Below are 21,376 nucleotides of genomic sequence, written 5' to 3'. Positions count from 1 at the left end.
CGCATAAAAAATGGGCCGCTCTGGCCCATTTTTTATTGCAGGAAAGGATTGGTCAGACGTTCACGTCCCAGCGTTGACACAGGACCGTGACCGGGTAAAAACGTGACATCGTCGCCTAGCGGCAGCAGCTTATTTTTTATCGCATCGATGAGATGCTGATGATTGCCCTGCGGGAAATCAGTGCGCCCTACACCACCGCTAAAAATCACATCACCCGAAATCAGTAAGCGACCTTTGGCATCAAAAAATACAATGTGGCCTGGCGTATGTCCCGGGCAGTGCAGTACGTCAAGCGTGACCTGGCCGACCTGAACAGTGTCACCTTCCTCCAGCCAGCGATCCGGCGTCAGTGGCGCGCAGTACTCAAGACCAAACATTTGGCTTTGCGTGGGTAATGATTCCAGCCAGAATGCATCCTGCTTTTGCGGACCGACCAGCGGCACCTTCCAGAATGCAGCCAGTTCCGCCGCCGCCCCAACGTGATCGAGATGACCATGCGTGAGCAGGATCTGTGCGGGCTTTACAGCAAGCTGTGCCAGCGTTTGCTTGATGGTCTCAGCATCGCCACCGGGGTCCACAAGGGCGGATTCACGCGTGGTTTCACACCAGATAACCGAACAATTCTGCGCAAAGGCGGTGACGGGGATAATGTGATAGTTCATAACGCTCCATGGTCGGCACCCGCAGCGTTGCCGACGTTACTACCAGTGCCTGACGGGACCGGTATCAATATGTACAAAGTTGCTGCTGGGGTAATATCCTACACCACCGGCTCGCATTTTTAATGCGGCTTTGCGAACATTCGCCAACGTCACCCCTTCAATATGAAAATCCATCGCCTGGCCTTTGGTGTGGTAACTGTGTTTTGCCACACCAGGTCCCGATTCCCGCAGCATATTGTTCGTCGCCAGTGAGCGATAACCGGAGACGAGCTGAACGGGTTTGCGCGTTTCCAACAGCGCCTGAAGACGATAGAGCTGGTCAAACAGATGGGGATCGATACTTTTTGTTTTATTGGCACGGTAGTCGCGGAAAAAGTGGTTCAGGCGTGACAATTCACTTTTGTCGTAACTTTTACCGTTAAAAAATTCAGTTTTAAGGGTTTCACCAGTGTGAAGATTATTGAGCGTTAAAATCCGTGGACGTGAAGTGGACAGTGAAGCCATCGCGGTCTCTGGCAGTAAGGCCAGACCGGCAGCGGCACTTCCGCAAAGCAGCAGTTTGCGACGTAAAGAATCGATTGTAGACATGGAGCGGTTTACCTGAAAACAGAGTCAAAGACATGTGCAAAAAACGTACTGGCGGAACCATAACTTCCTGGCGCTAGCACGTCAACCCATTATGGGCAAGTTTGGAAGGCGGCTCCAGATAAAGCCGCCTTAATGACAGGACTGAATCACACAGAGGCCGTGCGACTAACGATTAAAAATCAACCATTAGAGCAACAACTGTTGCGCACGGCTTAAGACCTGGCTGGCTGAACGCGCCGTATTATCATAATTGTAAATATCTGTACGGAACTGCGTTTTACCGTCATCCGCGACCCAGGCCGTTAAATAATACAGGTTAACCGGGATGCGATGGCGAATAGGCACATAGCGCGTGTCACCCTGCTTAAGCGTGTCAGAGATACGGGCATCGTTCCAGCCGACATCCTGCAACAGAATACCCGCCAGTTCTGAGGCTTTATTGACGCGCACGCAGCCCGAGCTTAGCGCACGAATATCGCGCTGGAACAGGTTGTGGTTCGGCGTATCATGCAGATAAATCGCATCCGAGCTTGGCATATTAAACTTATAGCGACCCAGCGAGTTGGTTTGACCAGGTGCCTGACGTATGCGGTAAGGGAAAGAAGACGCGGACACCATGCTCCAGTCAATCATGCTGGGATCGATGACTTCAGAATCGGCACTCCAGCCAGACAGCAGGGTATAACCGTGCTTATACAGATAGGTGGGGTCCTGTTTCACCTTAGGAATAATGTCCTGACGCACCAGGTTGGTCGGCACATTCCACGGCGGGTTCAGCACCACATTATTCAGTGCGCTTCGCATCAACGGCGTTTTACGATCTGGCCGGCCCACGATAACCCGGGAGGACAGAACTTTTGTGCCGTTGCTGTAATAGTTCAGCGAGTAGTTGGGGATGTTAACCATAATGCCGTTGTGCATATCATCCGGCAGCAGGCGCAGGCGCTGAATATTCAACGCCAGTAAAGCAGCACGCTGCTGGGGTGAGACATTCAGCCATTCACGTGTGCGCAGGCCAATCGCCCCATCGGCGTCAAGTCCCTGCCACTGCTGAAAGCGTTTTACCGCCGCCACCAGGTTGTCATCATAGACGTTCACACCGCCCGGTGCCGCGGGGGCATTTTGCACATTGCCTGAAACATCGGGCGTGGTGGCGGGTATATCATTAACCGTCACTGCCGAAGGACTCACGGCGACAGGCTGCTCGCTGTGGCTGGCAGGAACGGGCGCGGTGGGAACGGCATCCTCGTTGGGCGCAGGTACGGCAACCTGAGCGCTTAACATACCGCTGCGGCGTAATATTTCGCGTAAGGCCGGCACATCGTCACTGACCTGTCCAGGTCGTAAGGTGTCACGATTTTTAATTTGCGGCCAGGGCTGTTTATCTTCAAGCAGACTCTTCAGCGCCTTGTGCATCAAAGGATACTGCGGATGCTGCGGCACCAGTGAATTGACAAAGGCCAGCGAACTGCCCGCATTCACCGCATTCTGCCATGCATTGATCACGGACACCGACGGTACCGCCAGCTTGTAAGGGACGGTGCTGTACAGCCAGGTTTCCCCCTGAACAGGCACCGTTGACACAAACTGCAAATAGCCCAGCATCGCATCGGACAGCGTTACATCGCGGGCGAAATCTGTAATAGTCGGATCGGTCAGGCGATCGACCCAGCGGGTAAACTGCGGCTGGACGCCGGAAAGCGCAACTTCCGCCAGCTGCTGCTGAAACTTTTGCACGGCGTCAGGATCTTGCCAGATCGGCTGCATATTTCGCGCGGCATACAGGGCAGCCAGTGAAGCGCCATAAAAAGGTTGGTTATCGCCTGAAAAAGCCTGTCGGATCTTCTGCTGGCTCTCGCTGACGGACAGGGCTGCATGCGTCATTTGCGTGCCCGGCATGGCAGCGATGATAGCGGCCTGAGCCATGGCACAAGGAATCAGCGTTAGTGCCAGCGCAAGCCACGAACTAACCTGATGAATTTTTAAGCTTTTATTCAGTAACATCCCTGCCCCCTTCATTAATCTACCGCGCAGCATGTCAGGAAACGGCTGCGATCGGGCTGTTACCCATATTATTGAGTATACGAATAAAAACGGCATTTGCCTCCTGTGACAAATGCCGTTACCAGATTAACCAATGGCGCTGTTTTTGACTATCTCTGCATCATGAATATTATGTCGTGGTTTCGCTTGCTGGATCGGCTTCGCTACTGCGTTTCGCAGGCAGCGGATCGGCGGCGAATCCGCGTAATCCCACCACGTGAACGTGCTCGGTATTATTAAATACTTTACGCATCAGTTTATAAGTGGTGCCCTTCTCCGGGCTGATATTCTCAGGTGCCGCAATAACCAGCTGCATCTCCAGACGCTCACAGAGTTCAAACAGCGTCGCGATAGAGCGTGCATCCAGACGTGCGGCTTCATCCAGGAACAGCAGACGGCAAGGTGAAATATCTTTACCACGCAGGCGGCGTGATTCCTCTTCCCAGCTCTGAACGACCATAACCAGAATCGACATCCCGGTACCAATCGCCTCACCGGTAGACAGCGCACCACTTTCTGCGCGCAGCCAGCCGTCCGAACCACGATTGACCTCGACTTCCATCTCCAGGTAATTACGGTAGTCCAACAGCTCTTCACCAATGGTCTGCGGCGTACGCTGGCCCATATCAATATGCGGATTCAGACGTTGATAGAGCTTCGCCAGCGCTTCCGAGAACGTGAGTCGGTTGCTGTTAAACAGATCCTGATGCTGTTCATGCTCTTCAGACAACGTATCCAACAGCATCGCGTGGGTTTCCCGCACGTTAACGTTAAGCCGAACGCTGCGCACCTGACCAAAGCTAACGGTTTGTAACCCCTGGTTCAGCTGACGAATACGGTTCTGTTCACGCTGAATCGTTTTACGAATAATATTCGCCACGCTGCGTGAACTGATCGCCAGAGTTTGCTCACGGGCCGTCAACTCCTCCGTCAGCCGATTGAGTTCAATCTCCATCTGTTCGATGGCTTCAACCGGATCGTCGGTGCGAATAATATCCTGACGGATACGTTCGCGCAGATGTTGATACACGGCGATGAAAAACTGAATCTTACGTTCCGGACGTTTAGGATCTTCAGACAAACGCAGCACGTCGCGCAGATGTTCGTTATCCGCAACCGCCAGGCGCAGTGCGCCCAGTGCCTTATCCGACATGGAGCGCAGTTCATCGCCACTGAGATAAGCCAGTTCACGGCGATGCAGACGGCGTTCCACCCCGTTGTCTTTAACCAGACGCAGTACCAGGCACCAGCCCGCTTTGGCGCTGACCACCTGTTCACGGTTCTGGTGATAGTTACGTTCAAGCTGGCGCAGCTTTTTCTGCAGGTTGTCCATCTCTGCTTCGCAGAAGGTGAGCTGTTTCTCCAGCTGATTGCGGCGGGCGCGGTTGTGGCTCAGCGCCGTATAAAGCTCGTCACGGCGGATTCGCGCGCGTTCTTCCGCACTGGCATCGGCCTGAACCCCAATGTCCTGCATTTCCTGCTGCAGCTCTTTCAGCATGTCGCGCTTGGCATCATAAGCACTTTTTAACGATGCCAGCACCTGCGAATACTGCGTCAGCTGCGACTGATGCGCGCGCAGACGTTCACGCGTGCGGCTCCGTTCGGCTTCGGCCTGCTCCAGCCGCTGCCGCAGTTTATCGCTCAGGTCGTTGTTGCCGCCCAGCATGCCAGCCGAATCGTCATAACTAAAATGCGCCCGGCGCTGTACCACTTCCGTCAGGGCAAACGCCTGCTGACGCGCATTGCGCTGCTGTTGCTGCGCCTGCTGGTAATCCGCCTGCAGCTGTTCGTGCTGTTCAGGATCGCTTTGCAGTACCGCAATCATCGGCTCAAGTTTGGCCAGTTTCGTCCCATGTAAATGCAGGAAACGTGCGGCTTCCTGCGCCTCTTCGACCTGCTCGCGAATCTCTTCACAACGATCCGCCAGGGTCTCATCCAGCAACAGGTTAATGCGCGGCAACAGGCGGTTAAGCTGTGCGACGCCCTCTTTGGCCAGCTCAAACTGCTGACGCTGCTGCTGATTGTTGCTTTCATGTTGATTGAGCGCACGTTCCAGCTCACCGCGACGGGCGCCGAGCTGACGGATTTGCGCTTCAGGATCGTCATCGAAGGCCACCGCAAGGTGACTGCCGATAAAGCGGCTGAAAGACTGGTGTAAACGTTGCGTCTTCTGAACGTCAAAAGATAACGTGGCATAGCGTTCCGCCAGGCGATCGCGCTCATTGTTAAGCAGCTCGAGTTGGTTTTCGCGTGCCGCCCGACCAAATAAAGGAATTTTTGGGAAGCGGGAATAGCGCCACTGACGCTCGGCAACTTTCACCACGACCGCGTTTTGTAGCTCGTCTACGCTGAACACGCTGTCATCGAACGACTGGGGGTCCCCTTCAATCAGGTACAGATCTTCCGGGCACTCTTCTAAGCCATCCAGTTGCTCGCGCACCAGCGACAGGTCGGGCACCACAATGGCGTGGCGCGACGGGCCATACAGCGCGGAGAAGTAAGGTGCATCGTTCAGCGTCACGTCATCATAAATTTCTGACAGCAGTACGCCGCCAAACCGTTCGGCAAGCTGATTCAGACGGGGATCTTCGGCACCGCCCGGCTGGCTGAGACGTTCAATTTGCTGCTCAATTTCACGTTTGCGCGCCGCCACTTCGTCACGTTCAACGGTGGTTTCACGCTCGCGTTCCAGCAACTGCTGCATGTATTCGGTCACGTCCTGGCTGCTGGCCAGTTCCTGACCGGTTTGCTCACTGAGCTGAGTCAGGATTTCTTGTGCTGCCAGCCAGTGCGGCGCGCGCGCGGTCAGCGACGTGATGCGTTCGCGCAGCTGCTCAAGTTCCTGGCGCATCATCATGCGCTGTTCGCCCGCGTCAGCCACGCTGCTGTTGAGCTGCTCGATTTGCGCTTCGAGTTCACGCTGCAAACCTTCCAACGCATCAGGCTCGTAATGCTGGCCCTGACGTTTACAGAACTCTGCCAGCAGACGTTCGGCTTCCTGTTGTTCGCGCAGGCGCTGTTCAAGCTCATTCAGGCGCAGACGCAGTGACGAAAGTTGATCGGCATGGTGACGCTGATTGCTGGCATCGCGCAGCAGGTCGCGGCCGACTTGCCACGCCTCTTTGCGGCTGACGTCACCGGCAATGCTGGTGACCAGCGACAACGCCTGCTCAAACTGGCTGTGAGCCGCTTCCGCTACGCTCAGCTTCTGCTCAAGATGCAACAGTTGCCCCGTGGCTTCTTCTTCTTTCGCCTGGAAGCTGGCCTGCCATTCGGCAGCATTTTCAATATTCAGATCCGGCAACTGGCACAGCGATCGCGCACGTTCCAGCGCCTGTAATGCCTGTTGGTACTGGATCGCCCGGGTTTGTTGCACATCCAGCGCCTGCTGAAAATCGGCCAACTGACTTTTCAGCTCATCGACTTCCAGTTCGGCCGCCTCGGCGCGGGCCTCATTTTCTTCCTGGATTTCACGCGCTTCGGCAACCACTTCGCTCTGCTCTTCCAGACGCAGCGTAAGATCCTCGATATCGCTGTCATACCGGGTAATCTTCTCTTGCTGGCGCATCGCCGTTTGCACCAGATTCAGGTGATCGCTGGCTGCCTGATAATCGATTTCGAGATCGCTTTCCGCCCCGCTGTGTTCGGCCAGCTCACGCGCCATTTCCACATGACGGAACTGTTCAGAGGCCAGCTGTTTGCGGCTGCTGAACAGCTCATTGCGCAGTTGTAAGGCGCTGTCAAGATGAATGCGTCGCTCATTGGCGTGACGCATGTAGTCTGCCGAAACGTAGCTGGTGGCTTCAGAAATCAGATGCTTGAACAGGTCACGATCGGACTGCGTCACGCGGATGGCTTCCAGCGTCATGCGGTTTTCGCGCAGTGCCGCTTCCATATCCTGAAACGCTTTGCGCACGCCGCTGTTTTCCGGCAACAGGTAATCGCGCAGAGAGCGGGTAATCGCACTGGAGATACCGCCGTAAAGTGACGCTTCGATCAGGCGATAAAACTTGCTGCGATCGCTGGCTGAACGCAGGCGACGCGGCACGACACCGAGATCAAACATCATGGCATGATAGTCGGTGACCGAGCTGTACTGACGGAACTGGACGCCTTCCAGTGCCTCAACGCGTTCTTTTACCTCGTTAAGCGGTAAAACACGTGCCTGACGGCTGTTAAGGATTTCCGTGAGCATATCGGTAGGCAGCGTATCCGTGGGCAGCCCATGAATACTGAAAGGCTTGATATCGACCTTCTTATCACGTCCGGCGATCTGCTGCAGTCTGACACCCACGACAACGCGTTGATGACGGGAATTGACTACGTCCAGCATGGCATAGCAGACGCCGGCGCGAAGTTTACCGTGCAGGCCTTTATCGCGTGAACCCGAGGTGGCGCCGGCTTCGGTAGTGTTACGGAAGTGCAACAAGGTTAAGTCAGGAATCAGCGCCGTGACAAAGGCCGCCATGGTGGTTGACTTACCTGCCCCGTTCCCACCCGACAGCGTGGTGACCAGTTCATCAAGATCAAAGGTTCGGGCAAAGAAACCGTTCCAGTTGATCAGCGTTAGCGAACGAAATTTGCCGCGTTCAATCATGCCTGTTCTTCCTCCGCGATATCACCCGCATCGCTGTCATTCTCTTCACTGTCTTCTGCCTCAGTCGTGGCCGTTGCGTTGTCCAGCAACATTGCCTCGCCGTCACGAATCAGGCGCAACTGCGCTTCCCGCGGATCATCACCGCTGCGCACATCGGCACCAAAGCGAAAAACAGACTCGATAATACGAAACTTGCTGCTGTCATTGCCAAAGAACCACACCATACCAAGACGACGCAGGCGGCTTAAGGAAGCCCGCATTTTTTCCTGCAGCTTGGCACGATCGAGATCCGAGCCGGTTGAGCGCTGGTTAACCAGCTTCAGCAGTTTGCTTTCATCAGCCAGGGACAGCAGCTCGTCATACAGCTCCTGCTGGGTAAAAATACCTTCGTTCGCCAGACGTTCCGGGCTGAGATAGAGATAGCACAGGATTTTACCGACCATCATATCCAGCTCAGACAGGACAGAGCGAGGAATCAACGTGGTTGAGCGTGGACGCAGATAGAAGAATCCCTCTGGCGCGCGGATCAGCTCAACGTTATAGCGCGTATAAAACTCTTCCAGATACTGCTGGTAATCCATCAGAAAAGCGTGGTTATCCAGCTCTTCAATGCCAATGTGGCGTCCGGCACGCAACTGACTGTCCAGCGCCGGAAAAATCGGATTTGCCAGTGCCTGTGCCAGTTTAACCGGCATCACTTGTTCAATATTTGTCGATGACATGTGCCTGCACCTTGGCTCCGTAATCATTAATGGCTTGCCATTCCACAGGCAAACCGGCTAAATCGGCTTCCGCTACGCCGAGTCGCACCGCCTGATCCACTACGATGCGCGCAAGGTCAAAGTGACGCGCGCGTGGGTATTGGGCCAGATAGTCGCGCATTACCACGGCGAGGTTGAGCGGTTTTTGCTGCGTTTTGTAACTCTCTAAGGCTTCTTCAATCATGGCCGCCAGCTGCTCGCGAATTTCATTAAATTCTTCAAATTCCAGCTCGGCAGGCAGTTCGCCCATGACTTCGTCATTACGCAGCGTCAATTCGTCATCACGCATATCGTAAAGACGTTCGGCGTTGGCATAGGTCAACGCCCAGGGCGCATCAAAATAGTTCTGTACGGAAACCCGCAACCGCTGAGCAAAAACGCGGTTTTTGTCCATATCGATGGCAGTACGAATAAATTTGTGGACGTGGCGATCGTAGCCAATCCACAGGTCGATGGCCTGCTGCCCCCAACTGGTAATGCGGTCGAGTTTACTTTGCAAATCGAAGACCAGTTTATCGACGAAGCCCAGATCCGGGCTATCCAGCGTCGCATCCTGAATACGCAGCAGATTTTCCTGCAGCTTGTCGCCCGCCGCCTCAAGCGTATCCTGCAGCTCGCGCAGTGTACCTGAGGTTTCCGACAGCAACATTTCACAGCTTGAAATTGCGGCTCGCCAGTCTTTGTTCAGCAGTTCAGCAATATCGGATTTCACCGCCTGCTGTTGCTCATCCATCAGGCGCTGTGTCATATCAATGCTGTCGAAGATTTCGGCCACCGAGTATTTCAGCGGCGCGAACACGTTGCGGTGCCAGTGAAATTCGTCGCCATTTTCCTGAGCGGCATCCGCGGCACGCTTCAGTTCCGCAGCAACAATGGAAAGTTGCATAGACAGACGCAGCGTGGAGAACTCACGCTGGCGGATATAGTAATCGGTGATGCCGATGGCCAACGGCGTCAGGCGATAAATGGCATTGCCCTCGGTTAACTCACTGGTAAAGCGATTTAACAAGCGCTGACGCACCATATCGTTGATGGCGTTGTTGGCACGCACCAGGACGGTTTCACTGGTTTGCTCAAAGGCTTTGCTGACGTGACGAAACGCATCAATCAGATCACCTTCGCTCATCTCTCCGTCCATGCGCTCGCCATTTAGCGTGGCGATAGCCAGCAAAAAAGCCAGACGTTCAACTGGCAGCGCAAGGGAGAAGTCATTCTTGCGCGCCCAGGATACCAGTTCCGGTACCGTCTGGGAAAATTCACTCATAATTCGTCCTTCTGCCCGGGTTTGCGCGCGGTCACGTGGATGTAACGCCCTAAGCTTAAAAAGGGTTCCTGGCGGCAAAAGCGCCGCTCCATCTCAATAATTTCGTCGTCACTCTTCGGCTCGCCTTTAGGCGGCTTCATATAATCGCTGAATACACGAATCCCGGCACGCCGTTCAATCTGGAAACCACAGGCTTCCAGCCAGCGATACACATCATCGGGATCGCGAGGATAATCCGGTGACAGCGTGCGCTTCTTGCGTTTGGTTAAGTTGGTACGCAGATAGCCAAAATTGCCCAACGTCAGGGTGCGTAATGTTAAACCATGCAGGTTGTAAAACATCAACGACAGCACGCCGCCGGGCCGCAGTGTATCAAACAAGGCTTTTAACACGGCTTCAGGTTCAGCAACCCACTCAAGCACAGCGTGAAACAATACCAGATCCACCGGCTTAACCAAATGTTCACCGACCTGCTGCGCGCTAATTTGTTTGAATTGCATGTGGTGGCTCACACCCAGCGCCTGTGCATTTTCCTGCGCGCGGCGTAACATTTCACCTGACAGATCGCACAGCACGACCTGATGGCCCCGCGCCGCCAGCCCGCTGGAAATTTGCCCTATACCGCCGCCCGCATCCAGCACGCTCAGGGAAGAGGAGGACAGGCTGGGAAGAATCGTTTCCAGCTCATCCCACAGGATGGCCTGACGCACCTGGCCTTTGGTTGTGCCGTAAATATTTTGCGAAAATTTATCCGCGAGATCGTCAAAGTTACGATCCTGCATGGCGTGGACTCCGGTATGCTGCGGTGAAACATATGCTATTTTGTCACAGGTACAGTAAGAATGAAGCTTTCATCCCATTCTTGTGCTCTGGCTGCTGTTTTTTCGGACAACAAGAGGTTTTTTAAATGTTTTTTATGCTGAAAAAGGCAGTGGGTAACGTATTACTTCCCCTGCCTTTTCTGCTTTTACTTATGGCAGTGGGCATTTTACTGCTTTGGTTCAGTCGCTGGCAGAAAAGCGGCAAAATAATCATCTCAACCAGCTGGCTGGTGTTATTGCTGATTAGCCTACAACCCGTTGCAGACCGCCTGCTGCTGCCGGTGGAGTCGCACTATCCGACCTGGAATGGCAGCCAGAAAGTGGATTACATCGTGGTACTGGGCGGAGGTTATACCTATAACTCTGCATGGGCACCCAGTTCAAACTTGTTGAATAACAGTTTGCCCCGGGTGACAGAAGGCGTGCGCCAGTGGCGGCGTAACCCGCAGGCAACAATGATATTTACCGGTGCCGCTGCAGGGCATAACCCCAAAAGTAATGCATGGGTGGCCGCACAGGTCGCCGAAAGCCTTGGCGTACCTTCATCACATATCCATACGTTGGATCAGCCCAAAGATACTGCGCAGGAAGCCCAGGCGGTCAGCGCCCTGATCGGTCATCAACCCTTCCTGTTGGTCACATCAGCGAATCATATGCCGCGTGCCATGCGTTTTTTCCAGCAGGCAGGACTCGACCCGACGCCCGCGCCGGCTAACCAACTGGCGATTACCTCCCCGTTAAACTGGTGGGAGCGTGCTTTCCCTTCTCCTCTGTGGATGGGCCACAGCGAGCGCGCTATCTATGAAACGCTGGGCAGCCTGTTACAGCGCTTTAAAACCTCCGCTGAGGGCACAGGCGCGTAAACATGCTGAGTGATACGCCCCATAACGCGCGTATCCCTCAACCATGGTTTTCTGTTTGGGGCCATATCTGGACAGGTGCATCCTCAGGCAAGCGCCGCGCGGGGTAAAGCGCGACGGCTCGACTCAGCCGTGCATGGCAGCACGAACGCGGATCAGATCCTCTGGCGTATCGACGCCAACGCCCGGTACCGTTTTTGCTACCGCGACATGAATCTTTTCGCCATACCACAGCACGCGGAGTTGCTCGAGAAGTTCGATCTGCTCAAGTGGACAAGGTGCCCAGCCTACGTAACGACGAATAAACCCTGCGCGGTAGGCGTAAATGCCAATGTGACGTAACAGCGTATCGCCGATCCGATCGCGCGATTCAGCATAGCGCTCACGGTCCCAGGGAATGGTCGCGCGTGAGAAATACAGCGCGTAGCCTTTTGCATCCATAACGACTTTAACGGCATTGGGATTAAATGCTTCTTCCGCATCGGTAATCGGCACGGCCAGCGTCGCCATACCTGCTTCAGAATGCGCCAGGTTGGTCGCTACCTGATGCACGATTTCCGCCGGGATCATGGGCTCATCGCCCTGAACATTGACGATAATTTGATCGTCTGCAAACTGATACTTCTCAATCACCTCGGCAAGACGTTCCGTGCCTGAATGATGGTCGGCGCGCGTCATGCAGACTTCGCCCCCTGCCGCTTCGACAGCGCTGGCTACATCAGGGTGGTCGGTCGCCACGATCACCCGGCTGGCACCGGATTCTCGTGCACGCTCCATCACATGTACCACCATCGGCTTGCCATGAATATCGACCAAGGGTTTACCGGGTAAACGGGTTGAGGCATAACGAGCAGGAATGATGGCAATAAAACTCATGGATGGATCTCTTCAACCGATAAGGTACGGGCTTCATTTTCCAGGAGAACCGGAATGCCATCGCGCACAGGGAAAGCCAGCGCATCCGGCTTGCAGATCAGTTCTTGCTGTTCGTTGTTGTAGTACAGCTTGCCATTGCAAACCGGGCAGGCAACGATTTCGAGTAAACGGTGATCCATATTTCCTCCATCACGGACCGAGAGCGTAAGCGCTAAAGCATATCACAGCACTGACAAGAGCGGGTAAACCGCACCGGGTGCGGCATCACGGATTATCCAGTTGCCACAACGTTGGCCAGTGCGCCAGTAACGCTGAGGGTGCCTGCTGAATCGCGACCGTCTCTGCGCCCTGCCAGCGCGCAAAGCGGGTTATTGCGCGTTGGGCATCCTGCAAAAATGCCGCAGTGAGCGGGACGTTTTGTTCCAGCCAGATATTTTTGATTTCAAGCTGGCGCGATGCGCGGAGCATCCGTGCATCAAGCCGGGCTTTAATTTGGCCGCGATGCAGCAAGGGTAAGACAAAGTAGCCATATTTACGCTTAGCGGCTGGCGTATAGCATTCAATACGGTAGTCAAAACCAAAGAGTTCCAGCGCCCGTTTCCGATCCCAAACCAGGGGATCGAACGGGGATAACAGCGTGGTATGTGTCGCTTTCAACGGCGTCGCTAATCCGGGCAGCGCACTCTGATGCAGCCACATTTCTCCCATGCCGTTAACCTCGACCGGAATAATTTCTCCGGCCTCCTGCGCCCATTGCATAAACACGTTGACGGGTGCACGTTTCAGCCGGTAATAATCCGCCAGCCACTCACGGCGAAAAATCCCCAGGCTGCGTGCGCTGTTTATAAGCATTAATCGGGTTGCTTCGTCCTCGCTGATGGCATGGATCGCATCCTGCCAGTCAGGCATCACCCGGGCGCGTAAATCGTAGACACGCTGAAAATTTCGCCGTTCCGACACCATCAACTCACCGGCACTAAACAGGTTTTCAAGATGCCGCTTGTGCGGTTTCCAGGCCCACCATCCGGGTTTATGATTTTTTCCGCTGGCAAAATCGGCCGATCTTACCGGTCCGTTATCGCGGATATACGTCAGTAACTCGGCGATCTCCTGCTGATATTCGGCAGCCCACTGCGCACTGTATTTCCAGCCCAGACGTTCGGGCGACAGCATGCGATGCCGCAGTAGTTTGTAATCGTTGCGCGGAATAAAGCAGGCTTCATGGGCCCAGTACTCAAATATCTCGCCCTGAGCAAGAGCCTCATCCAGCCAGGAGGGCGGATAGTCGCCTAAACGACTAAACAGCACCAGATAAGGGCTTCGGGCAACTACATTGATGGTGTCGATTTGCAGCAAAGACATCTGGGTAATGCAGTCTGGAATGTCCTCACGGCGTGCCCGGCGGGCAGCGGGACGAAGCAGGCCCTGCGCCGCGAGTTGAATATTGCGGGCCTGCTGTAGCGAAAGTGAATGTGTGCTCATTCTCTTCCTTATCTGAAGGGGATTTTAGTGCGATGCCCGGTGTGAATACGTGCCGCAAAGGCGTTCTAAATCGTCTAACAGTACCGTTGCCGCTTCAGCTGGCAGATGGGCATCTACCGGTAAATACCACCAGGCAGGTTGCGCGAATGCGCGACACTTTACCGCATCTTTTTCGGTCATCAGCAGCGTCTGCTCAGGCAGCAGCAGACGTGAAAGTTCGTCTTCACTATAGGCATGGTGATCGGCGAAGGCGATTTCCGCCACGGGCGTTAAACCCTGCTGTTTTAAGGTGTTAAAAAAGCGAGGTGGATGCCCGATTCCCGCCATCGCGACAACGTCATGAAACGCGCTGAGTGGACGTTGCTCACCGCTAAGAAGGTGGATCGCCATGCCCGGGCGCAGTTGCATGGCAATTTCACCCTGCTGCGGTTCGCCGCCGTTGACGATAATGGCATCTACCGTATTCAGGCGCGAAGCACGTTCACGCATCGGACCCGCGGGTAGCCACCAGCCATTACCAAAACGGCGCACACCATCGACCACCACGATTTCCCGATCGCGCTGCAATGCGTAATGCTGCAGGCCATCGTCGGTGACAATCAAATCCAGTGAGTGATGTTCCAGGAGCGCCTCAATGGCATCACGACGACGAGGGGCGACGGCCACTGGCGCAGACGTGCGCTGAGCGATCAGAACAGGTTCATCCCCTGCCTGTTCGGTCGCAGTGTCAGCCGTAACCCGCAACGGATAACTGTCTGCTTTGCCGCCATAGCCGCGCGAAATCACACCCACCCGTAATCCGCGCTTTTGCAGGGCTTCTACCAACCAAATCACCACTGGCGTTTTACCGTTCCCACCAGCAGTCAAATTGCCCACCACGACCACAGGCAGCGGCGCGCGCCAGCTTTTACGCCAGCCGCGTTGAAAACTGAAGCGAATCAATGCCGTGATAGCACCGTACAGCACACTGAGTGGCCATAGCAGTAACCACAGGGGCGATCGGCCACTCCAGATGCGCTCAATCATTGGCCAAATTGCATTTTATGAAGTTGTGCATAAGCGCCTTTTTCCGCCAGCAACGCTGCATGCGTGCCGCGCTCAATGATTTTGCCCTCTTCCACCACCACAATTTCATCCGCTTTTTCGATAGTAGACAGGCGGTGTGCAATGACCAGGGAGGTACGGTTTTTCTGTAACTCGTCCAGCGCCGACTGGATGGCACGCTCAGATTCCGTATCCAGTGCAGAGGTCGCCTCATCAAGAATCAGGATTGGGCAGTCGCGCAGCAGCGCGCGAGCAATAGCGATACGCTGGCGCTGACCGCCAGACAACAGCACGCCGTTCTCACCGATCACGGTATCCAGGCCTTTATCCATTTTATTGATAAAATCCATGGCATGGGCCATGGTCGCCGCCTTTTCAATTTCCGCGCGGCTGTACTGCTCGCTTCGCGCGTAGGCGATGTTATTGGCGACGGTATCATTGAACAGGTGCACATTTTGCGACACCAGTGCCACCTGATTACGTAATGAGGATAAGGTGTACTCGCGCAGGTCGTGACCATCCAGCAAAATGTCGCCCTGCTGAATATCATAAAAACGCGTCAGCAGGCTTGCAATGGTGGATTTACCCGAGCCTGAGCGACCAACCAATGCCACCGTTTTTCCTGCTGGCAGCATCAGATTAATGTCTTTCAATGCTGGGGTTTCACGACCGGGATAGGTAAATGTCACATTACGGAACTCGACATCGCCTTTGGCGCGGGTAATTTCACGCTTACCGGTGTCAATTTCCTGTTCGCTGTCCAGGATTGAGAACAGCGTCTGGCAGGCTGCCATACCGCGCTGGAACTGAGCATTGACGTTAGTCAGCGACTTCAGTGGGCGCATCAGGGCTATCATCGAGGAGAACACAACCGTTATGGTACCGGCGGTCAACGTATCCATTACGCTTGGGAAACTTGCCGCATAGAGGACGAAGGCCAGGGCCAGAGAGGCGATCAGCTGAATGACAGGATCGGAGATCGAAGACGCTGAAACCAGCTTCATGCCCTGCTGGCGCATACGGTTGCTGACCTTAGCAAAGCGCTCAGATTCAATTTCCTGACCACCGAAAATCAGCACTTCTTTATGCCCTTTCAGCATTTGCTCAGCGCTGGTCGTCACCTGCCCCATGGTGTTTTGCATCGATTTGCTGATGTTACGGAAACGTTTTGACACCATGCGAATGGCAAATGAAACGATGGGGGCCAGCACAATCAGGATCAGTGACAGCTGCCAGCTGTAATAAAACATCATGATAAACAGGCCAATAATCGATGCACCCTCACGTACCACCGTCACCAGCGCACCTGACGACGACGAGGCAACCTGCTCAGAATCATAGGTGATGCGCGAGAGTAGCGTGCCCGTGGACTGTTGATCGAAGAAGGCTACCGGCATGCCCATCATATGACTGAAGAGGCGGCGACGCATATTCATGACTACATTGCCCGACACCCATGAAATGCAGTAGCTGGAGATATAGCTGCTCACGCCACGAATCAGCATCAAGCCAATGACTGCCAACGGCATCCACAGCATTACGGACCTGTCCGCTTTACCGAAGCCGTCATCCAGCAAAGGCTTCAACAGGGAGAGCATTAACGTATCGCCTGCGGCATTAATAATCAGGGCCGTAGCCGCCACAATTAAGCCAGCTTTGTTGGGTGCGATCATCGGCCAGAGTCGACGGAATGTCTGCCACGTTGAGAGATCTTTATCTTGATGCATTATTTATTCACGTTGTTGGAAATAGCCGGTCATTCTACCTGGATTCGCGTTTGACGCCAAACCACTGATGATACCAACGGGGCATTAATTGCTCTCTGAGGGTAAAAACCTGTATTTTTCCCTTATTAACCCTGATGCTTATCTGTCCGGATTGCCCCGTATCGAGCCAGTCATAGCCATATTCATGGTAATGCCGCAACACAGGTTTCGCCGGCATGCGCCATGCATTATAGCGTGCCAGCGACGCCATCGCGGTGCTACCGGCGACGCTGCGCAGCAGTAAGCGAGACGACGAGGTACGGCTGCCATGGTGAGGAACCTGCAGGATATCAGCCTTAAGCTGCTGCTTTTCCAGCCTGACCAGTTGCTTTTCAGCCGGGCTTTCAAGATCGCCGGTTAATAACAGCCGGACTTTTCCATCATCCACCCTCACCACGCAGGAGTCGTTATTTTCGCCCGCGTTCGGCGCGGTGAGCGGCCAGAGCACCGTAAAATTTAGCTGTTTCCAGCGCCATGCGGCACCGCGAACGCAGGGTAAATGCTGGTGGCCCGTTAAACCGCTGCGGACCTTCATTGTGGGCCAGTGTTGCAGAATGGCAGATAACCCACCGGTGTGATCGAGGTGCTTGTGGCTCAGTATGACCTGCTGCAATTTAAGACCTTTGCGTTGCATCCAGGGAATAATAATCCGTGTTCCCGCATCACTGTTTTGCCAGCGCGGCCCCGTATCGTACAACACAGCCTCACGGCCCTGACTGATTACCACGCTCAAACCATGCCCGACATCCAGCATATCAATGCGCCATTCCCTGTCCGGTTTATCGTGGCGGGAGAACACCAGGGCCAGTGCGACAGCACTGCAGCTCCACGGCAGGCTGAATAGTACGCCAGTGCGCCAGACAAGCAGACCGCCCCAGACGATGAGCATATAAAAACGTCGCCCCTTGTAGCGGCCACCAGCCTGGCGGCAACAGAGCCAGGCCGGTTAACAGAAGACGAAGCGACACATCTGCCGCCAGCCAAAGCCACATGGATAATTCCGCTACCGGCAGCAGCATCGCAAGCAGTATCAACGGCACCGTGATGAATGACACCACCGGGATGGCCAGCAGATTCGCGATTAGCGCCGTCATACTGATGCCATTAAATAAACTCGCCTGTAGCGGCAGCATCAAAATCATCATCCCCAACTGCAGGTGGAGGAGCTGTATTGGCAACCAGCGGCGTGCGTGGCGAAAGCGCGCCGCCAGTGGAAACCAGTGATACCAGGTCAACAACATGCCAACGGCCAGCACCGAGAGCCAGAAGCTGTCCGAGAGCACCGTCAGCGGATCGATAGCCAGCAGTGAACCTACGCACAGCGTCCAGACTTGCCAGCTACTTAACTGCACGCCAATGAATCGTGTTACGGCCCAGAGAGTCAGTGCCAGCAATGCCCGCTGCGCAGGTGCATGAGCCCCCGAGAGCCAGGTATACAGCGCGGCAAAAATCCAGCTAATGACCACGGGATACCGATAACCAATACGGCGGGCCGGAAACAGAATCTGGCTACCCCGTGCCAGTAACCATCCCGTTCCTGCTGCCAGCGCGATGTGCATGCCTGAAATAGCCATCAAATGTACGGTGCCCGTGTCACGCAATAATTGCCGGGTAGCTTCACTCAGGTTGTCCCGGATACCAAACGCCAGTGCTTCAAGCGTGGCGGAGGCAGGCAACAAACCGTTTTGCTGGCGATGATAATGTATAAAACGCCAGCGCCAGCTGCAGGATGGATGCGTGATGACCTGCGAAATAATGCGTCCTTGTACAGGTGCATGGTTCGCCATGGCGAAACGCTGTGCATCAAAATCGCCTTCGTTGAGCCGGGCATGCACCGCCCTCAGCCTGAGCATCATTTTCCAGCGCTGACCCGGGCAATATTCACTGCTGTCACCCGGCAACGAGAGCCAGGCAAAGCGAGGTGGGAAAAACCTCTGGTTGCCCTCTTTGAGCAGTCTGACTCTGATGCGGGAATGGGTCTGATGTACATCCTCAATTTGCACATCGAACATCGCTGGCCGGGCAATCATCTTTTCGGTGTCGTTTACCAGAGATTGTGCATTGAAAAGCGACCATGCAGCGAGCAGCAGCGTCACGCCTGTCATACGCACGTAGCGGTGAGGCAACTGCATCAGGCAACCGCCACTCAGGAGCAACAGCACCGTTAATAACGGCGGCGGAAGCCGGGGTAATAGCAGTAAAGGTAAACTGCTCACCGCAGCGATTCTTGCCAGTGCAATCCATGTCAACATAATGCATCTCGCTCTTGTCGTAGCGCGAGTATGCCGCAGAGCTATTCTTGATAAAGCAGGCTATGGGCGAAATGAGGGAAGCGTCGAAGTGAATATCGGCGGTTGCAGTCGTGCGGCTTTTTTCTGGAAGAGAGGTTCAGTGTCAAAATCAGGCAAAAAAAACGACATCCGGAGATGTCGTTTAGGCGGTTCGGTATCGGCTTAGCCGTAAATGTTGGCACGATCACGCAGCTCTTTACCTGGCTTGAAGTGGGGAACGTATTTACCTTCCAGATCCACTTTGTCACCCGTTTTCGGGTTACGGCCAGTGCGCGGAGCGCGATAATGCAACGAAAAGCTGCCGAATCCCCGGATTTCAATGCGTTCGCCCTGTGCCAGCGTAGTGGCCATGTGCTCAAGCATCTCTTTGACTGCATCCTCAACGACTTTCGCCGGTATATGAGTGTGCTGTCCCGCCAGCCTTTCAATCAGTTCTGACTTGGTCATGTAACCTCCGGTTAATCCCTACAGGAATGTATGACAGCTTTTACCGAAACCGGGCGAATAAATCCGCCCGGTGCAAGGTCGATTACTCGCCTTTAGCCGCTTTGAACGCTTCAGCCATAGCGCTAGAGAAGTTGCCTTCTTCCTGTTTGGTGTTAACAGTGTTGATGGCTTCTTTCTCGTCAGCCTGGTCTTTCGCACGAACAGACAGGCTAACAACGCGGTTTTTACGGTCAACGCCGGTGAATTTAGCTTCAACGTCGTCGCCTACGTTCAGAACCAGCGTAGCGTCTTCGATGCGGTCCAGTGAAGCTTCAGAAGCGCGCAGGTAACCCTCAACGCCGTCTGCTAATTCAACTGTAGCACCTTTAGCATCAACTGCAGTCACTTTACCGGTGACGATGGCACCTTTCTTGTTCAAAGTGATGTAGTTGTTGAACGGATCTTCTGCCAGCTGTTTCACGCCCAGAGAGATACGCTCGCGCTCTGCATCAACCTGCAGTACAACGGCAGCGATTTCGTCGCCTTTTTTGTACTCACGAACGGCTTCTTCGCCAGTCGCGTTCCAGGAGATGTCAGACAGGTGAACCAGACCGTCGATGCCGCCGTCCAGGCCGATGAAGATACCGAAGTCAGTGATTGACTTGATTTTACCTTCAACGCGATCGCCTTTGTTGTGGGTCTCGGCGAACTGCTGCCATGGGTTAGATTTGCACTGCTTCAGACCCAGGGAGATACGACGACGCTCTTCATCGATGTCCAGAACCATAACTTCAACCACATCGCCTACGTTTACAACTTTAGACGGATGGATGTTTTTGTTGGTCCAGTCCATTTCTGAAACGTGTACCAGACCTTCAACGCCTTCTTCGATTTCCACGAAGCAGCCGTAATCAGTCAGGTTGGTTACACGACCAGTCAGCTTAGTGCCTTCTGGATAGCGCTTAGCGATAGCCACCCATGGATCTTCGCCCAGCTGCTTCAGACCCAGTGATACACGGGTACGCTCGCGGTCGAATTTCAGCACTTTAACGTTGATTTCATCGCCAACATTCACGATTTCGCTTGGATGCTTAACGCGCTTCCAGGCCATATCAGTGATGTGCAGCAGGCCATCAACGCCGCCCAGATCAACGAATGCACCGTAGTCAGTAAGGTTCTTAACGATACCTTTAACTTCCATGCCTTCCTGCAGGTTTTCCAGCAGCTGATCGCGCTCTGCGCTGTTCTCAGATTCGATAACCGCACGACGTGAAACCACGACGTTGTTGCGTTTCTGATCAAGCTTGATCACTTTGAATTCAAGCTCTTTGCCTTCCAGGTGCAGCGTGTCACGCACTGGACGCACATCAACCAGTGAACCTGGCAGGAACGCACGGATACCGTTCAGCTCAACTGTGAAGCCACCTTTGACTTTGCCGTTGATAATACCGGTAACAGTTTCAGCTTCTTCGTAGGCTTTTTCCAGCGTGATCCAAGCTTCATGACGCTTAGCTTTCTCACGGGACAGCAGAGTTTCACCGAAGCCGTCTTCCACTGCGTCCAGAGCAACGTCAACTTCGTCACCAACCTGGATTTCCAGTTCGCCGGCTGCGTTTTTGAACTGCTCTGCAGGAATTGCAGATTCAGATTTCAGGCCCGCATCAACCAGAACAACGTCTTTGTCGATAGAGACAACGACGCCACGAACGATGGAACCCGGGCGGGTTTCGATTTCTTTCAGGGATTCTTCAAATAGTTGAGCAAAAGATTCAGTCATATTGATAATCTTAGGATTCTTCAATTTAACGTCCATCTGACTTCATGTCGGATGGGGTTGTTTCACATGCCCTGCACCGGGTCCATGGCACAGGGTTAATAAATTCGTTTACGCCAAA

The 21,376-nt window shown here is 54.2% G+C and carries 15 protein-coding genes and 1 pseudogene; 1 reads left to right on the top strand and 15 read right to left on the bottom strand.

The window, feature by feature from the left end; genetic code table 11:
• Positions 1-32: 32 nt before the first annotated feature.
• From A6A26_RS12235 to cmoM, 7 genes are all read right to left on the bottom strand, one after another.
• Complete coding sequence (locus tag A6A26_RS12235; RefSeq protein ID WP_063878959.1) at positions 33-662, bottom strand: MBL fold metallo-hydrolase; 630 nt, start codon at positions 660-662, stop codon at positions 33-35.
• A gap of 39 nt (positions 663-701) precedes the next feature.
• Positions 702-1,250, bottom strand: coding sequence for a peptidoglycan L,D-endopeptidase MepK (locus A6A26_RS12230; protein WP_013025254.1), 549 nt, complete (start codon positions 1,248-1,250; stop codon positions 702-704).
• 186 nt (positions 1,251-1,436) lie between these two features.
• On the bottom strand, positions 1,437-3,254 hold the full coding sequence (gene ldtD / locus A6A26_RS12225; protein WP_063878958.1) for a L,D-transpeptidase: 1,818 nt from the start codon (positions 3,252-3,254) through the stop codon (positions 1,437-1,439).
• Between the two features lie 169 nt (positions 3,255-3,423).
• A complete protein-coding gene (mukB, locus tag A6A26_RS12220; RefSeq protein WP_063878957.1) occupies positions 3,424-7,890 on the bottom strand; it encodes a chromosome partition protein MukB in 4,467 nt (1,488 codons plus the stop codon).
• A complete protein-coding gene (gene mukE / locus A6A26_RS12215) occupies positions 7,887-8,612 on the bottom strand; it encodes a chromosome partition protein MukE (RefSeq protein ID WP_063878956.1) in 726 nt (241 codons plus the stop codon). The genes mukB and mukE overlap by 4 nt, the downstream gene beginning before the upstream one ends.
• Entirely contained in the window at positions 8,593-9,915 is a 1,323-nt protein-coding gene (gene mukF, locus A6A26_RS12210; protein ID WP_063878955.1) for a chromosome partition protein MukF, read from the bottom strand. Before mukF ends, mukE begins: the two co-directional genes overlap by 20 nt.
• On the bottom strand, positions 9,912-10,697 hold the full coding sequence (gene cmoM, locus A6A26_RS12205; RefSeq protein ID WP_063878954.1) for a tRNA uridine 5-oxyacetic acid(34) methyltransferase CmoM: 786 nt from the start codon (positions 10,695-10,697) through the stop codon (positions 9,912-9,914). Before cmoM ends, mukF begins: the two co-directional genes overlap by 4 nt.
• Before the next feature lie 125 nt (positions 10,698-10,822).
• On the opposite strand from cmoM, the gene elyC reads away from it, so the two are divergent.
• Positions 10,823-11,599, top strand: coding sequence for an envelope biogenesis factor ElyC (elyC, locus tag A6A26_RS12200; RefSeq protein ID WP_063878953.1), 777 nt, complete (start codon positions 10,823-10,825; stop codon positions 11,597-11,599).
• Positions 11,600-11,722: 123 nt separating this feature from the next.
• Here the strand turns inward: elyC and kdsB are convergent, their stop codons facing one another.
• The 8 genes and pseudogenes from kdsB to rpsA all read right to left on the bottom strand — a co-directional run bounded on the left by kdsB (position 11,723) and on the right by rpsA (position 21,258).
• A complete protein-coding gene (gene kdsB / locus A6A26_RS12195; protein ID WP_063878952.1) occupies positions 11,723-12,472 on the bottom strand; it encodes a 3-deoxy-manno-octulosonate cytidylyltransferase in 750 nt (249 codons plus the stop codon).
• Positions 12,469-12,651, bottom strand: a complete 183-nt coding sequence (locus A6A26_RS12190) for a Trm112 family protein (protein WP_013025246.1) — start codon at positions 12,649-12,651, stop codon at positions 12,469-12,471. The genes kdsB and A6A26_RS12190 overlap by 4 nt, the downstream gene beginning before the upstream one ends.
• 85 nt (positions 12,652-12,736) lie before the next feature.
• Positions 12,737-13,954 carry a winged helix-turn-helix domain-containing protein gene (locus A6A26_RS12185; RefSeq protein WP_063878951.1) on the bottom strand — a complete coding sequence of 406 codons (1,218 nt, stop codon included), beginning with the start codon at positions 13,952-13,954 and terminating at the stop codon, positions 12,737-12,739.
• Positions 13,955-13,978: 24 nt separating this feature from the next.
• Complete coding sequence (gene lpxK / locus A6A26_RS12180) at positions 13,979-14,980, bottom strand: tetraacyldisaccharide 4'-kinase (protein WP_063878950.1); 1,002 nt, start codon at positions 14,978-14,980, stop codon at positions 13,979-13,981.
• A complete protein-coding gene (gene msbA, locus A6A26_RS12175; RefSeq protein WP_063878949.1) occupies positions 14,977-16,725 on the bottom strand; it encodes a lipid A ABC transporter ATP-binding protein/permease MsbA in 1,749 nt (582 codons plus the stop codon). Before msbA ends, lpxK begins: the two co-directional genes overlap by 4 nt.
• 34 nt (positions 16,726-16,759) lie before the next feature.
• A pseudogene (locus tag A6A26_RS12170) lies at positions 16,760-19,016 on the bottom strand (DNA internalization-related competence protein ComEC/Rec2).
• Between the two features lie 201 nt (positions 19,017-19,217).
• Complete coding sequence (gene ihfB, locus A6A26_RS12165) at positions 19,218-19,502, bottom strand: integration host factor subunit beta (RefSeq protein ID WP_003849360.1); 285 nt, start codon at positions 19,500-19,502, stop codon at positions 19,218-19,220.
• A gap of 82 nt (positions 19,503-19,584) precedes the next feature.
• The gene (gene rpsA, locus A6A26_RS12160; RefSeq protein WP_026021040.1) at positions 19,585-21,258 is read right to left on the bottom strand and encodes a 30S ribosomal protein S1; all 1,674 of its coding nucleotides are present in this window, start codon (positions 21,256-21,258) and stop codon (positions 19,585-19,587) included.
• Between the last annotated feature and the right edge of the window lie 118 nt (positions 21,259-21,376).

It is taken from the genome of Pantoea sp. OXWO6B1 (assembly GCF_001641135.1).
In the GTDB taxonomy this organism is placed as follows: Bacteria; Pseudomonadota; Gammaproteobacteria; order Enterobacterales; family Enterobacteriaceae; genus Pantoea; species Pantoea allii.
This window is presented reverse-complemented; position numbering and strand designations above follow the sequence as displayed.